Source organism: Streptomyces sp. TG1A-60 (genome assembly GCF_037201975.1).
Lineage (GTDB): Bacteria > Actinomycetota > Actinomycetes > Streptomycetales > Streptomycetaceae > Streptomyces.
Genome location: NZ_CP147520.1, coordinates 2204095 through 2218902, shown reverse-complemented (window position 1 = coordinate 2218902; position 14808 = coordinate 2204095). Strand labels below are relative to the sequence as shown.

Annotated in this window: 13 protein-coding genes; 10 read left to right on the top strand and 3 right to left on the bottom strand. The window is 70.9% G+C overall.

The window, feature by feature from the left end:
• Positions 1 to 58: 58 nt before the first annotated feature.
• The 5 genes from ispG to WBG99_RS08895 all read left to right on the top strand — a co-directional run bounded on the left by ispG (position 59) and on the right by WBG99_RS08895 (position 6730).
• Positions 59 to 1216, top strand: a complete 1158-nt coding sequence (ispG, locus tag WBG99_RS08915; RefSeq protein WP_338895814.1) for a flavodoxin-dependent (E)-4-hydroxy-3-methylbut-2-enyl-diphosphate synthase — start codon at positions 59 to 61, stop codon at positions 1214 to 1216.
• A gap of 227 nt (positions 1217 to 1443) precedes the next feature.
• A complete protein-coding gene (locus tag WBG99_RS08910) occupies positions 1444 to 2298 on the top strand; it encodes a GNAT family N-acetyltransferase (protein WP_338895813.1) in 855 nt (284 codons plus the stop codon).
• 169 nt (positions 2299 to 2467) lie between these two features.
• Positions 2468 to 3007, top strand: a complete 540-nt coding sequence (locus tag WBG99_RS08905; protein WP_338895812.1) for a GNAT family N-acetyltransferase — start codon at positions 2468 to 2470, stop codon at positions 3005 to 3007.
• A gap of 126 nt (positions 3008 to 3133) precedes the next feature.
• The gene (locus tag WBG99_RS08900) at positions 3134 to 4837 is read left to right on the top strand and encodes a proline--tRNA ligase (RefSeq protein WP_338895811.1); all 1704 of its coding nucleotides are present in this window, start codon (positions 3134 to 3136) and stop codon (positions 4835 to 4837) included.
• 483 nt (positions 4838 to 5320) lie between these two features.
• Positions 5321 to 6730, top strand: coding sequence for an IS4 family transposase (locus WBG99_RS08895; protein ID WP_338895810.1), 1410 nt, complete (start codon positions 5321 to 5323; stop codon positions 6728 to 6730).
• Between the two features lie 39 nt (positions 6731 to 6769).
• On the opposite strand, the gene WBG99_RS08890 is transcribed toward WBG99_RS08895, so the two are convergent.
• The 3 genes from WBG99_RS08890 to WBG99_RS08880 are packed head-to-tail and all read right to left on the bottom strand — an operon-like array spanning position 6770 to position 8719.
• Positions 6770 to 7702 (bottom strand): aminoglycoside phosphotransferase family protein, encoded by a 933-nt coding sequence (locus WBG99_RS08890; RefSeq protein ID WP_338895809.1) that lies wholly within the window; start codon positions 7700 to 7702, stop codon positions 6770 to 6772.
• Between the two features lie 28 nt (positions 7703 to 7730).
• Entirely contained in the window at positions 7731 to 8186 is a 456-nt protein-coding gene (locus WBG99_RS08885; RefSeq protein ID WP_338895808.1) for a ferritin-like domain-containing protein, read from the bottom strand.
• Positions 8183 to 8719 carry a hypothetical protein gene (locus WBG99_RS08880; protein ID WP_338895807.1) on the bottom strand — a complete coding sequence of 179 codons (537 nt, stop codon included), beginning with the start codon at positions 8717 to 8719 and terminating at the stop codon, positions 8183 to 8185. The genes WBG99_RS08885 and WBG99_RS08880 overlap by 4 nt, the downstream gene beginning before the upstream one ends.
• 290 nt (positions 8720 to 9009) lie before the next feature.
• Between WBG99_RS08880 and rimP the strand changes: the two genes are divergently transcribed.
• The 5 genes from rimP (at position 9010) to WBG99_RS08855 (ending at position 14801) form a co-directional block, all read left to right on the top strand.
• Complete coding sequence (rimP, locus tag WBG99_RS08875; RefSeq protein WP_338895806.1) at positions 9010 to 9528, top strand: ribosome maturation factor RimP; 519 nt, start codon at positions 9010 to 9012, stop codon at positions 9526 to 9528.
• 2 nt (positions 9529 to 9530) lie between these two features.
• Positions 9531 to 10517 carry a transcription termination factor NusA gene (gene nusA, locus WBG99_RS08870; RefSeq protein WP_338895805.1) on the top strand — a complete coding sequence of 329 codons (987 nt, stop codon included), beginning with the start codon at positions 9531 to 9533 and terminating at the stop codon, positions 10515 to 10517.
• A gap of 151 nt (positions 10518 to 10668) precedes the next feature.
• On the top strand, positions 10669 to 10965 hold the full coding sequence (locus tag WBG99_RS08865) for a YlxR family protein (RefSeq protein ID WP_338895804.1): 297 nt from the start codon (positions 10669 to 10671) through the stop codon (positions 10963 to 10965).
• A 147-nt stretch (positions 10966 to 11112) separates the two neighbouring features.
• On the top strand, positions 11113 to 14244 hold the full coding sequence (gene infB / locus WBG99_RS08860; protein WP_338895803.1) for a translation initiation factor IF-2: 3132 nt from the start codon (positions 11113 to 11115) through the stop codon (positions 14242 to 14244).
• A gap of 263 nt (positions 14245 to 14507) precedes the next feature.
• The gene (locus WBG99_RS08855; RefSeq protein ID WP_338895802.1) at positions 14508 to 14801 is read left to right on the top strand and encodes a DUF503 domain-containing protein; all 294 of its coding nucleotides are present in this window, start codon (positions 14508 to 14510) and stop codon (positions 14799 to 14801) included.
• The last annotated feature ends 7 nt before the right edge of the window (positions 14802 to 14808 follow it).

Below are 14808 nucleotides of genomic sequence, written 5' to 3'. Positions count from 1 at the left end.
CCCGGAGCCCGCCGTACCGGGACCCGATCCTGATCCACAACTTGGGGTTGCACAGCAGATGACTGCGATTTCTCTCGGCATGCCGTCCGTTCCGACCAAGCTCGCCGAGCGCCGCAAGAGCCGGCAGATCCAGGTCGGGTCCGTGGCGGTCGGCGGAGACGCCCCGGTGTCGGTCCAGTCGATGACCACCACGCGTACGTCGGACATCGGCGCCACGCTGCAGCAGATCGCCGAGCTGACGGCCTCCGGCTGCCAGATCGTCCGCGTCGCCTGCCCCACGCAGGACGACGCCGACGCCCTCCCGGTGATCGCCCGCAAGTCGCAGATCCCGGTCATCGCCGACATCCACTTCCAGCCGAAGTACGTCTTCGCCGCCATCGAGGCCGGCTGCGCCGCCGTCCGCGTCAACCCCGGCAACATCAAGCAGTTCGACGACAAGGTCAAGGAGATCGCCAAGGCGGCGGGCGACCACGGCACCCCCATCCGCATCGGCGTCAACGCCGGCTCCCTGGACCGACGCCTCCTCCAGAAGTACGGCAAGGCCACCCCCGAGGCCTTGGTCGAGTCCGCTCTCTGGGAGGCCTCCCTCTTCGAGGAGCACGGTTTCAGGGACATCAAGATCTCGGTCAAGCACAACGACCCGGTCGTCATGGTCAACGCCTACCGTCAGCTGGCCGCCCAGTGCGACTACCCCCTCCACCTCGGTGTGACGGAGGCGGGCCCGGCCTTCCAGGGCACCATCAAGTCGGCGGTGGCCTTCGGCGCGCTCCTCTCCGAAGGCATCGGCGACACGATCCGCGTCTCCCTCTCGGCCCCTCCGGTCGAGGAGATCAAGGTCGGTACGCAGATCCTCGAATCCCTCAACCTGCGCCAGCGCGGCCTCGAAATCGTCTCCTGCCCCTCCTGCGGTCGCGCCCAGGTCGACGTCTACAAGCTCGCCGAAGAGGTCACGGCAGGCCTGACCGGCATGGAGGTCCCGTTGCGCGTGGCCGTCATGGGCTGCGTGGTGAACGGCCCCGGTGAGGCCCGCGAGGCAGACCTCGGCGTCGCCTCCGGCAACGGCAAGGGCCAGATCTTCGTCAAGGGCGAGGTCATCAAGACCGTCCCCGAGTCCAAGATCGTGGAGACCCTGATCGAGGAGGCGATGAAGATCGCCGAACAGATGGAGGCCGACGGCGTCACGTCGGGAGAGCCAACGGTGGCGGTGGCGGGCTGACGGCACCGGCGCCCCTTGAGAGGGCAGCAGGCGGTCTCAAGGGGCCCGGGGCTGTATCGATGTGCGGCTCCGCCGTGTGGGCGTGACAAGCCACGACGCACCCGCACCCGCCGAACCACAGCACTGCCCGAGCTCCGAGGCGACGGCCCAACGGCGCAGCCACGGGGCACAGCCCGGCAGGGTATCGTGCGGAGACCAGCGCAGACCCCAGGGTGAGGCCCCCGCACGTGTTGACCCAGACCACCACCAGGGTCCTCGAACCGAGTGACCTGGACGCCGCACTCGCCGTCCTGGACCGAGAGCCCGTCGCGAACGCCTTCGTGACCTCCCGCGTCCAGGTCGCCGGCCTGGACCCCTGGCGGCTCGGCGGCGAGATGTGGGGCTGGTACGAGGACGGCGCCCTCACCGCCCTCTGCTACGCCGGCGCCAACCTGGTCCCCATCTGCGCCACCCCCCGCGCCGTCCGCGCCTTCGCCGACCGCGCCCGCCGGGCCGGCCGCCGCTGCTCCTCGGTCGTCGGCCCCGCCGAACCCACCGCCCAGCTCTGGCGCCTGCTCGAACCCAGCTGGGGCCCGGCCCGCGAGGTCCGTGCCCACCAGCCCCTCATGGTCACCGACCGCCTGCCCGACCCCGCCGAGGTCACCCCCGACCCGTACGTCCGCCGGATCCGCAAGGACGAGATGGACGCGATCATGCCGGCGTGCGTGGCGATGTTCACCGAGGAGGTCGGTGTCTCACCGCTCGCCGGCGACGGCGGCCTCCTCTACCAGGCCCGCGTGGCCGAACTCGTCGGCTCCGGCCGCTCCTTCGCCCGCCTCGGCCCCGACGGCCGCGTCGTCTTCAAGGCCGAGATCGGCGCCGCGACCTCCCAGGCCTGCCAGATCCAGGGCGTCTGGGTGGCCCCCGAGTACCGAGGCCAGGGCCTCGCGGCCCCCGGCATGGCAGCGGTCCTCCGCTACGCCCTGGCCGACATCGCGCCCGTGGCCAGCCTCTACGTCAACGACTTCAACACGGCCGCGCGACGGACGTACCACAGGGTGGGCTTCCAGGAGGTGGGCGCCTTCATGAGCGTCCTGTTCTGAGGGCTCGACTTCTGAAAGCCGGGCAGGATGCGCGCCCTTCGGGGGCGCGGGGCGGTACCGACGTGCGGCTCCGCCGCGCGGGCCCGTCCCACCGCGAACAGCCCGCCCCCGTACGACAACCCGCAGTCCCCGGCCCGACCCGGCACAGCGGCCCGGTAGGCTCCCGGCCATGGACCTCGTCATCGGCCCCTTGGACCTCTCCACCCACGTGGACGAGGCCCTGGCCGTCCAAGCCGTGGCCTTCGGTCTCGGCCCCGACGAGGTAGCCGTACGCCGCCAGATCGTCCTGCGCCACATGACCTACCCGGGGGCCAGAGCACTCGGAGCCACGGCCGCAGGCCTCCTCGTCGGCTTCGTCTACGGTATGCCCAACGAGCGCGCCCACTGGTGGTCCACCGTCGTGGAGCCGTACCTGCGCGCCCTCGGCCACGAGCACTGGCTGGACGACTCCTTCGTCATCACCGAACTGCACGTCCACCCCCGCTACCAGAACCGCGGCGTCGGCCGTTCCCTGATCACCACCCTCACCGACAGCGCGGCCGAGCCCCGCTCGATCCTCTCCGCGATCGACGTCGACAGCCCGGCCCGCGGCCTCTACCACTCCCTCGGCTACACGGACCTGGCCCGCCAGGTCGTCTTCCCCAGCGCCCCAAAGCCGTACGCGGTGATGGGCGCCACCCTGCCCCTGCGCCGCGGACAGCGGCCGTAGCGAGTGCCCGACCGCCACCGGCGGATTTCCACGGTCCCGTACACCCCGGCTAACCTCCTGCCGTCACCCTCCCCACGCTCGGCCTCGCCGGAGCGGGGGACCCCCGTCAGCAGGAGTACGAGAACCATGGCGAACGCACCGGTCCAGCGCATGTCCCAGTTGATGGCGAAGACGCTGCGCGACGACCCGGCGGACGCCGAGGTACTCAGCCACAAGCTCCTGGTCCGCGCCGGTTACGTCCGCCGCACGGCGGCCGGCGTGTGGACCTGGCTGCCGCTCGGCAAGAAGGTCCTCGCCAACGTGGAGCGGATCGTCCGCGAGGAGATGGACGCGATCGGCGCCCAGGAGGTGCTGCTGCCCGCGCTGCTGCCGAAGGAGCCGTACGAGGCGACCGGCCGCTGGGACGAGTACGGCCCCGAGCTGTTCCGCCTGAAGGACCGCAAGGGCGGCGACTACCTCCTCGGCCCCACCCACGAGGAGATCTTCACGCTGATCGTGAAGGACCAGGCGTCCTCCTACAAGGACCTGCCGGTCATCCTCTACCAGATCCAGACCAAGTTCCGTGACGAGGCCCGCCCCCGCGCCGGCATCCTGCGTGGCCGCGAGTTCCTGATGAAGGACTCGTACTCCTTCGACACGGAGGACGAGGGCCTGGCCCGGTCGTACGCCCTGCACCGCCAGGCCTACCAGAAGGTGTTCGAGCGCCTCGGCCTCGACTACCGCATCTGCGCGGCGACGGCGGGCGCGATGGGCGGCTCGAAGTCGGAGGAGTTCCTGGCTCCGGCCGGTGCCGGCGAGGACACCTTCGCGGACTGCCCGAACTGCGACTTCGCCGCCAACACCGAGGCGATCACCTACGAGTTGAAGCCGGTGGACGCGACCGGTGTGCCGGAGGCCGAGGAGATCCCGACCCCGGACACCCCGACCATTGAGACGCTGGCCGCCTCCCTCGGCGTCCCGGCCTCCGCCACCCTGAAGAACCTGCTCGTCAAGGTCGATGGCGAGATCGTGGCCGTCGGCGTCCCCGGCGACCGCGAGGTCGACATGGGCAAGGTCGAGGCGCACTTCGCCCCGGCGGCCGTCGAGATGGTCACCGAGGCGGACTTCGCGGGCCGCCCCGACCTGGTCCGCGGCTATGTCGGCCCGCAGGGTCCGGGCGAGAAGGTGACGTACATCGCCGACCCGCGGGTGGCGCCGGGCACCGCCTGGATCACGGGCGCCAACAAGGCCGGCACGCACGCCAAGAACGTCGTCGCGGGCCGTGACTTCGAGGTCGGCGCGTACGTCGACGTCGTCGTCGTCCAGGAGGGCGACCCCTGCCCGAACTGCGGCACCGGCCTCAAGCTCGACCGCGCCATCGAGATCGGCCACATCTTCCAGCTCGGCCGCAAGTACGCCGACGCCCTCAAGCTCGACGTCCTCGGCCGGAACGGCAAGCCGGTCCGCGTCACCATGGGCTCGTACGGCATCGGCGTCTCCCGAGCGGTCGCCGCCCTCGCCGAGCAGTCCGCCGACGACAAGGGCCTGTGCTGGAGCGCCGAGGTCGCCCCGGCCGACGTCCACGTCGTCGCCGCGGGCAAGGCACTCCAGACCGAACTCGCCCTCGACGTCTCCGAGAAGCTGCGGGCGGCCGGCCTGCGCGTTCTGGTCGACGACCGCGCCGGTGTCTCCCCGGGCGTGAAGTTCACCGACTCCGAACTCATCGGCGTACCGAAGATCCTGGTCGCCGGCCGCCGCTCCGCCGAGGGCGTCCTGGAGCTGAAGGACCGCCGCACCGGTGAGCGCGAGGAACTGACCGTCGACGAGGCGATCGCCCGCCTGACGGCGTAGGGGGAGAACCCTCAGGAACTCCTCCCCGGGCCTCCAGAGGCCTCACAGGCTTCTCTCAGACCGTTCCCCGACCGTAGGACGCGACAGAACGACACAACGGAGGGGAACGGTCACGACGACCGGGGAACCAGGCGCCGTCGCGGGAGTCCGCAGAGGCGCCCGGCGTACGGCAGCGGCAGCGGCAGCGGCGGCGGCGGCGGAGAGGGCGTGCGCGGCGGCACGAGGCAGACGGAACTTTCGGAACACGCCCTAGAAGGCCGATGAAGATCTTGCTCCGGCCGCCCGGCTCGCCCCGGATCGCCGGTAAATGCCAATCGGCATGAATGGGTGCAAGCCGGGCGCGATTTCAAGATCTTCAGGGCACTTCTAGAGCAACGCCGTTGCGTTTGAGTCTTGAGTCGCAGGTCAAGCCCTGGTGAATGACGCAACGGGACGTCCTGATAGATCAGCTTGTGTCGAGCAAGAAGATCATCGGGAGTCCCGTTGCAGGAGAAGTCTGTCATCACGCGCACGGTCGAGGCGGCCGGGGGTGTGTACGCGCCCGGTCACTTGGGCGAGTTGACCCAGATCGTGGACTTCGTACTGGTGGACACGGTGATCGAGGAGACCAGGTCACGTGAGAAACGGCTGCGACTGCTGCCGTCCCGGGTTGTGGTCTACTTCGTCCTCGCGCTGGCCCTGTTCGAGGACTGCTCCTATCGGGGCGTGTGGGGCAAGCTGACGGCAGGGCTGGAGGGACTGCCGTTGGTGCGTCCGGCGGTCTCCTCGCTGTCCAGGGCCCGACGGCGAATAGGAGCAGCACCGCTGCGACGGCTGTTCGAGATCATCGCCGGGCCCGTCGCCCACATCGGGCAGGCCGGTTCGTTCTATCGAGGGCTGCGGACCGTGGCCGTGGACGGCACCCTGCTGCACGTGCCCGATGAGGAGGCGCTCACCTGGCGCTATCCCAAGCGAGCGGGCGAGAGCGTGGAGTTCGGCTACCCGCTGCTGCGACTCGTGGTCCTGGTCGAGTGTGGCACCCGTGCCGTGTTGGCCGCCGCGTTCGGTCCCGAGAGTGACGGCGAACTCACCTACGCAGGCCGCCTGTTGAGTGTGCTGGACCGCACGATGCTCCTGCTGGCCGATGCCGGCTTCGATGGAGCCGAGTTCGCCCGGGACGTCCAGGCCACCGGCGCCCAGTTCCTGGTGCGCTCCTCCGCCCGCCGGATACCCACCCCCTTCCGGCGCCTGGGCGACGGCTCCTACCTGGCCCGGATCGGCTACGGCGTCCTGCCCGTCCTGCTGACCGTCCGCGTCATCGAGGCATCCGTGACCGTCACGCTGGCCGACGGCACCGTCCGCACCGAGCAGTGGCGCCTGCTCACCAGCCTCCTCGACCCGGCCGCCCACCCGGCCGCCGGACTCGTGGATCTCTACCACGAGCGGTGGCAGTCGGAGACGACGTACTTCTCGATCAAGGCGACCATGCTGGATGGCCGCGTCCTGCGCTCCCGCAGCCTGACCGGCCTCGACCAGGAGGTCTACGCCCTGCTCACCACCTACCAGGCCCTGATCCGCGCCGCCGCCGACACCGCCTGCACCCGGCCCGGCCTGGACATGGACCGCATCAGCTTCACCGTCCTGCAGACCACCGCTGCCGACACCGTCACCACCGCGACCGGAATCCTGCCCCCGGCGGGACCCGCCGAACTCCTCGGCACCATCGGCCGGACCGTCCTCGACGCCCTGCACCCCGCCCGCCACCAGCACCGCGTCAAGGCCCGCACCCGCAAGAACCCCACCAGCAAGTACGGACCGAACGCCGGACAACAGCCCACGACCAGCCAGAACTACACCATCCGAACCGCCATCACGTTCTTCGAGCACGGACTTGCGAACCGCTCACGGACATAAACGCAACGGCGTTGACTTCTAGAGCAACGGCGTTGACTTCTAGAGCCACCCGGCGAACTCCAGCAACAACTCCGCATCCCGAGGCCGCCCGACCCTGCGCGCCCGAACCCCCGACTCCACGGCCCGGAACAACGTCCACCCCCGCAACCGTTCCTGATCCACGTCCAATGACTCGGCCAGCTTCTTCACCCGCCGCCGAGTGGTCGCGGCCCCCGACGGCGACGCGATCAGATCCTCGACCCGATCCCGAACCAGTCGGGCCAGATCGAACGCACACTCCCCGACGACCGGATCCGGCCCCACGGCCAGCCACGGCAGCCGCTCCCCGGCCAGCACCTTGCTCTGCCGGAAGGTCCCATGGAGCAGCCGCCGCTCAGGCTCGGCGGCGAGCAGCTCCTCCCGCGCGGCAAGGGCGGCGTCGACCAGAGCCCGCGCCTCGCTGTCCCCGGCGGAGCCGCCCCGCATCGCCTCGGCCTGCCGCCCCGTCCGCTCGGCCACGGTCTCGAAGACATGCGCCTGAGGCGGCTCGACCCACAGGCGCCGCAGGGTGCCCGCGGCCTCCAGCAGCGCCTTCGCCTCGGGCAGCGACCGCACCGACAGATCGGGATGCAGCCGCTCCATGAGCAGCACGCCATGACTGTCCCCGGGGTTGAGCAACCGCACCGCACCGCGCCCGTCCCAGTGGGCGAGCGCGGCCCGCTCGCTCTCCGGCCGGGCGCGCTCGGGCGCCAGCTTGAGCACGGCGGGGGTGTCGTCGATCAGCCGCACGAGGAGCACCAGACTGCTGCGGCCCCCCGGCGCCTGAACCCGCTCGACTGTCAACTCGCGTAGCCCGACCGCCTGTCGGAGCAGACGGGGGAGCGATTCCAGCCACTCGCCGACCCCGTCACCGCCGTCCGGCCGACGGGTCTCGGCGAGTGCTCGCACGAGCCGCTGCGGCGGTTCGAAAGCCTCGAAAGCCATGCGAGCCATGTGCGAGTCGTTCCCTTCAAGGCCGTGATCAGGTGTGCGGTGTCGCCGACGGGCCGGCGGCGACCGCCCGCTCGGCGAGACCAGGGAAGGCTACGCTTCGGCCACGCCACCGCACCGTCCGCACCGCCGCTTCCCGCAGCGCCTCGGCCGCCGCGCCGCGCCGGTCACCCTCGGATGCCCGTACGAGATCGGAGTACACACCGGCCACCCGCTCCTCCAGCTCCACGGCGAGCCGTACGGCGGAGTCGGAGTCGGTGACCTGGAAGGGCAGCGTGTACCCGGCCGCCGCCGCGACGGGCTTGCCGCCCAGGTCCCGTACGGCCCGGGTCAGCTCGTCCCGGCGGGCCCGGTGCGCGTCGTACGCCTCCCGCGCCTCGCTCCGCCGCGCCTCGCCGATCCTCCCGCCGACGACCCCGTACCCGTACACGGCGGCGTGCTCGGCCCCGAGCGCCGCCTGTACCGCCTTCAGCTCGGCGCTGCTCACTTCGCACCCTCCGTCAAGACGTACGCGTGACCGGCGCCCGCCGCCGCCACCGAAGCCATCAACCGCGCCATCTCTCCCGGCACCCCCAGCAGCGCCTCGGCCCGCTTGTCGGCCAGCTTCCGTTCGGCCGCGGCCAGTTCGGCGAGGGCGGCCTTCGGATCGTCGGGCACGGGGGAGGGGGAGGGCGAAGCGGAGGGCGGGCCGGACGGGGAAGCGCTTGCGGTACCCGTGCTCGCACCCATTCCGCTCCCGAAGGCCCGTGCGTGCCGGACGACCTCCGCCCGCAGCGGCGTCAGCAGCGCGGCCAGGTCCGGGTGCGCGGCGATCACGGCGTCGTACCGCTCCACGAGCTCCCTGCTGTCCCGCGCCACCCGGGCCCGCGCCTTCTCCAGCACCGAAGGATCGCCCCCGGAGGCGTCCGACCCCTCACCTCCCGCCGAGCACCCCAGGAGCAGGCCCGCACCCGCGGCCCCGACCAGCAGACTCCTTCTTCGCGGCCCCGACGGGGTACGCGACGGCACGGTGAACGACACGGCAGACGTCCTAGGGGGGTCGTACGAACAAAAGAGCGGCGTGATCACGGTACCTGTGAACGAGCCGCAGCCCCGATAGGGGCGCGGGCCGTATCGACATGAGACTCCGCCGCGCGGGCGCGACCAGCCCCCGGGCACCCGCAGCCACCCGGACAGCGGCACCCCCGAGCCGTGAGGCACCCCCCGCTCACCCGCACCCACATGGACGGCAACACCCCAGCGGAGCGGCTACCCTTTGACCTGACACGCGCCCTACCCACAACAGCACACGCGGCCGAGGAGTCACCCGGATGAGCACCACCCAGAGCGAGAGGCTGCGAGAACTGCTGGAACCGCTCGTACGCTCCCAGGGCATGGATCTCGAAGAGATCGCAGTGGACTCGGTCGGACGCAAGCGAGTGCTGCGCGTGGTCGTCGACTCGGACGAGGGCGCGGATCTGGACGCGGTCGCCGACGTCAGCCGTGCGCTCTCGGCCAAGCTGGACGAGACGGACGCGATGGGTCAGGCGGAGTACACCCTCGAAGTCGGTACGCCGGGCGCCGAGCGCGCTCTCACCGAGGAACGCCACTACCGCCGCGCGGTGGACCGGCTGGTGAAGTTCCAGCTGACCGACGCGGCAGGGTCCGGGGAACTGGTCGCCAGAATCCTGACCGTGGACGACGACGGCCTCGACCTCGAGGTGCCAGGCGTGAAGGGCCGCAAGGCCACCAGCCGTCGGCTCGCCTTCGACGCGATCGACAGGGCTCGTGTCCAGGTCGAGTTCAACCGCAAGGACAAGAAGGACATGACGCAAGAGGAGGAGGCGTAGCCGTGGACATCGACATGAGCGCCCTGCGGGGCTTGGTACGGGAGAAGGAGATCTCCTTCGACCTGCTCGTCGAGGCGATCGAGGCGGCCCTCCTCATCGCCTACCACCGCACCGAGGGAAGCCGTAGGCACGCGCGCGTGGAGCTCGACCGGGAGACCGGCCATGTGACCGTGTGGGCGAAGGAGGACCCCGAGGACCTGGAGGAGGGGCAGGAGGCGCGCGCGTTCGACGACACCCCGTCGGACTTCGGACGCATCGCCGCCTCCACCGCCAAGCAGGTGATCCTGCAGCGTCTGCGGGACGCGGAGGACGACGCGACGCTCGGTGAGTACGCGGGCCGCGAGGGCGACATCGTCACCGGTGTGGTCCAGCAGGGCCGCGACCCGAAGAACGTGCTCGTCGACATCGGCAAGCTGGAGGCCATCCTGCCCGTGCAGGAGCAGGTCCCCGACGAGACCTACCAGCACGGCATGCGGCTGCGGTCGTACGTCGTCCGGGTGGCCAAGGGCGTCCGCGGCCCGTCGGTCACCCTCTCGCGCACGCACCCCAACCTGGTGAAGAAGCTGTTCGCCCTTGAGGTGCCCGAGATCGCCGACGGTTCCGTCGAGATCGCAGCCATCGCGCGTGAGGCGGGTCACCGTACGAAGATCGCCGTCCGCTCCACCCGCAGCGGCCTGAACGCCAAGGGTGCCTGCATCGGCCCGATGGGCGGCCGGGTGCGCAATGTCATGGGCGAACTGAACGGCGAGAAGATCGACATCGTCGACTGGTCGGACGACCCGGCGGAGATGGTGGCGAACGCGCTCTCCCCGGCCCGGGTCTCCAAGGTCGAGGTGGTGGACCTCGCGGCCCGTTCCGCGCGCGTGACGGTGCCGGACTACCAGCTGTCGCTGGCGATCGGCAAGGAGGGCCAGAACGCCCGCCTCGCCGCACGCCTCACCGGCTGGCGGATCGACATCCGCCCGGACACCGAGCAGCCGTCGGAGTAACCACGCGAGCAGACGTCCCCGAGCTGATCCGTCCGGGTACATCCCGGCGGTCGGGGAATAGATCCAAGCCGCAGGCCGTTTGGATCACGACAACAACCGTTCGATTCTTGCCCCAAAAGGGTGAGGTGCGTGCGGGGAGGTAGACTTAGCAGTGTCTGGCCGGACGCGTGCCCGCGCATGCCCTGAACGCACCTGTGTGGGGTGCAGGCAGCGATCGGCCAAGACCGAACTGCTGCGCGTCGTGGCGATCGAGGACGAATGCGTCCCCGATCCTCGCGGTACGCTGCCCGGCCGGGGTGCGTACGTACATCCCGCCCATGTCTGTCTCGACTTGGGGCTTCGCCGCCGGGCGTTCACGCGGGCGCTGCGCGCCCCGGGAGCGCTCGACACAAAGGCGTTGCGCCGATACGTGGAGCAGACGACAGTTGCTGAGCAGGCAACACCGTAAGAAGCGTCGCACGGAGCCTCCGTGCGGCCCTGGTACCCCGCGAGTTGGAAGTAGGTCGAGATTGCGATGAGCACTCGATGAGCACGCGATGAGTACGCCCATGAAGTAGCGACGGTCCGGACGCACCCGGACCTAAAAAGGAGCGAAGTGGCTAAGGTCCGGGTATACGAACTCGCCAAGGAGTTCGGAGTTGAGAGCAAGGTCGTCATGGCCAAGCTCCAGGAACTCGGTGAATTCGTCCGTTCGGCGTCCTCGACGATCGAGGCGCCCGTTGTACGCAAACTGACTGACGCCCTCCAGCAGGGCAACGGCGGTGGCAAGCCCGCCGCCCGCAAGGCCGCCCCGGCACGTCCGGCGGCCCCCTCTGCCTCGCAGGCACGTCCGGCCGCCCCGCGCCCGGGTCCGGCCGCGCCGAAGCCGCCCGCCGCCGAGCGGCCCGCGGCCCCCACGCCGGGCCCGCGCCCGACGCCGGGTCCCAAGCCGCCGACGCCGAAGCCCGCTCCGGCCTCCCCGGCCCCGAGCGTGCCCGAGTTCCAGGCACCCCCGTCGGCTCCGGCCGCCCCGTCCCCGCGTCCGGGCGCACGTCCCGGCCCGGGTGCGCCGCGTCCCGGTGCTCGTCCCGCCGGCCCCGGCCAGGAGCGCGGTGGCCAGGAGCGCGGTGGCCAGGAGCGCGGTGGCCAGGAACGCGGCCAGCGTCCCGGTGGTCAGCGTCCCGGCGGCGCCGGTGGGCCCAAGCCGGGCGGCGCCCGTCCCGCGGGTCCGCGTCCCGGTAACAACCCCTTCACCTCCGGTGGCTCCACCGGCATGGGCCGCCCGCAGGCGCCCCGTCCCGGTGGTGCCCCGCGTCCCGGTGGCCCGGGTGGTCCCGGTGGCGCCCAGGGCGGTCCGCGTCCGCAGGCCCCCGGCCAGGCGCCCCGTCCGCAGGGTGCCGGTGGAGGCCCCCGTCCGCAGGCTCCGGGCGGCTCCCGTCCGACCCCGGGCGGCATGCCCCGTCCGCAGGGCGGCGGTCCCCGTCCCGGCGGCGGCCCCCGTCCGAATCCCGGCATGATGCCGCAGCGTCCCGCTGCCGGCCCGCGTCCCGGTGGCGGTGGCCCCGGTGGCCCCGGTGGCCGCGGTCCGGGTGGCGGTGGTCGTCCGGGTGGCGGCGGCGGTGCCGGTCGTCCCGGTGGCGGTGGCGGCGGTTTCGCGGGTCGTCCCGGTGGCGGTGGCGGCGGTTTCGCGGGTCGTCCCGGTGGCGGTGGCGGCGGTTTCGCCGGTCGTCCCGGTGGCCCCGGTGGCGGCGGTGGCTTCGGCGGTGGCGGCGGTCGTCCCGGCTTCGGCGGACGTCCCGGTGGTCCGGGTGCCCGCGGTGGCACACAGGGCGCCTTCGGCCGTCCCGGCGGTCCGGCCCGTCGTGGTCGCAAGTCGAAGCGGCAGAGGCGCCAGGAGTACGAGGCCATGCAGGCCCCGTCGGTCGGCGGCGTGATGCTGCCTCGCGGCAACGGACAGTCCGTCCGCCTGTCGCGCGGTGCGTCCCTCACCGACTTCGCCGAGAAGATCGGCGCCAACCCGGCGTCGCTCGTCGGCGTGATGATGAACCTCGGCGAGATGGTCACTGCCACGCAGTCCGTCTCCGACGAGACGCTGAAGCTCCTCGCGGACGAGATGAACTTCGTCCTCGAGATCGTCAGCCCGGAGGAGGAGGACCGCGAGCTTCTCGAGTCCTTCGACATCGAGTTCGGCGAGGACGAGGGTGGCGAGGAGTTCCTCGTCGCGCGTCCGCCGGTCGTGACCGTCATGGGTCACGTCGACCACGGTAAGACCCGCCTCCTCGACACCATCCGCAAGACGAACGTCGTCGCGGGCGAGGCCGGCGGTATCACGCAGCACATCGGTGCGTACCAGGTCGCGACCCACGTCAACGACGAAGAGCGCAGGATCACCTTCATCGACACCCCGGGCCACGAGGCGTTCACCGCCATGCGTGCCCGTGGTGCCAAGTCGACCGACATCGCGATCCTCGTGGTGGCGGCCAACGACGGTGTGATGCCCCAGACGATCGAGGCGTTGAACCACGCCAAGGCGGCCGGTGTGCCGGTCGTGGTCGCGGTCAACAAGATCGATGTCGAGGGCGCCGACCCGACCAAGGTGCGCGGTCAGCTCACCGAGTTCGGTCTGGTGGCCGAGGAGTACGGCGGCGACACGATGTTCGTCGACATCTCCGCCAAGCAGGGTCTGAACATCGACTCCCTGCTGGAGGCTGTGGTCCTCACCGCGGACGCCTCGCTCGACCTGCGGGCCAACCCGGAGCAGGACGCGCAGGGCATCGCGATCGAGTCCCACCTCGACCGCGGCCGCGGCGCCGTCGCGACCGTCCTGGTCCAGCGAGGCACCCTGCGGGTCGGCGACACCATGGTGGTCGGCGACGCGTACGGCCGAGTCCGCGCGATGCTCGACGACAAGGGTGCGAACGTGGAAGAGGCGGGTCCCTCGACCCCGGTCCTCGTCCTCGGTCTCACCAACGTCCCGGGCGCCGGCGACAACTTCCTGGTGGTCGACGAGGACCGTACGGCCCGTCAGATCGCCGAGAAGCGTGCCGCGCGTGAGCGGAACGCCAACTTCGCCCGCAGGGGTGTCCGGTTCTCCCTGGAGAACCTGGACGAGGCCCTCAAGGCCGGTCTGGTGCAGGAACTCAACCTCATCATCAAGGGCGACGCGTCCGGTTCGGTGGAGGCTCTCGAGTCCTCGCTGCTCCAGCTCGACGTCGGCGAAGAGGTCGACATCCGCGTCCTGCACCGCGGCGTGGGTGCGGTCACCGAGTCGGACATCGACCTGGCGACCGGCTCCGACGCCATCGTCATCGGCTTCAACGTCCGCGCTGCGGGCCGCGCGGCGCAGATGGCGGACCGCGAGGGCGTCGACGTCCGGTACTACTCGGTGATCTACCAGGCCATCGAGGAGATCGAGGCGGCCCTCAAGGGCATGCTCAAGCCGGAGTACGAGGAGGTCGAGCTCGGTACGGCGGAGATCCGCGAGGTCTTCAAGTCGTCCAAGCTGGGCAACATCGCCGGTGTCCTGGTCCGCTCGGGCGAGGTCAAGCGCAACACCAAGGCTCGTCTCGTCCGCGACGGCAAGGTCATCGCGGAGAACCTCACCATCTCCGGTCTGCGCCGCTTCAAGGACGACGTCACCGAGATCCGCGAGGGCTTCGAGGGTGGTATCAACCTCGGAAACTTCAACGACATCAAGGTCGACGACGTCATCGCGACGTACGAGATGCGGGAGAAGCCGCGGTCGTAACCAGCGGTGGTTCATGCCGGCCGGGGGTGACGTGCTCACCCCCGGCCGGTGTGGCCGTTCCTGGGGCCGCGTCCCCTGGCCCCCCTTCGCGCCCACGCGGCGGAGACGCATGGTGATGCAGCCCCGCGCCCCTGATCGCCTGGGCCGGGGTCGCGAGCAAATCCCGTCGAGGCTGTGCGCCTTTCGTTGTACGGTTCTGATGTTCCTGCCCGGCACAGGGGGAGGCCATCTATCCCGTACCGGCGGGTGAACCGGATACACACATGTATGTGGGGACTCTGTCCTTCGACCTCCTGCTCGGCGACGTACGGTCGCTGAAGGAGAAGCGTTCTGTCGTCCGTCCCATCGTGGCCGAGCTCCAGCGCAGGTTCGCTGTGAGTGTGGCGGAGGTCGAGCACATGGATCTGCACCGCCGGGCCGGGATCGGGCTGGCGGTGGTCTCGGGTGACACGGGGCATCTGACCGACGTACTGGACCGGTGCGAGCGGCTGGTCGCGGGACGCCCCGAGGTGGAACTGCTCTCGGTGAGACGCCGTCTCCACGGTGACGACGACTGACCGAGCA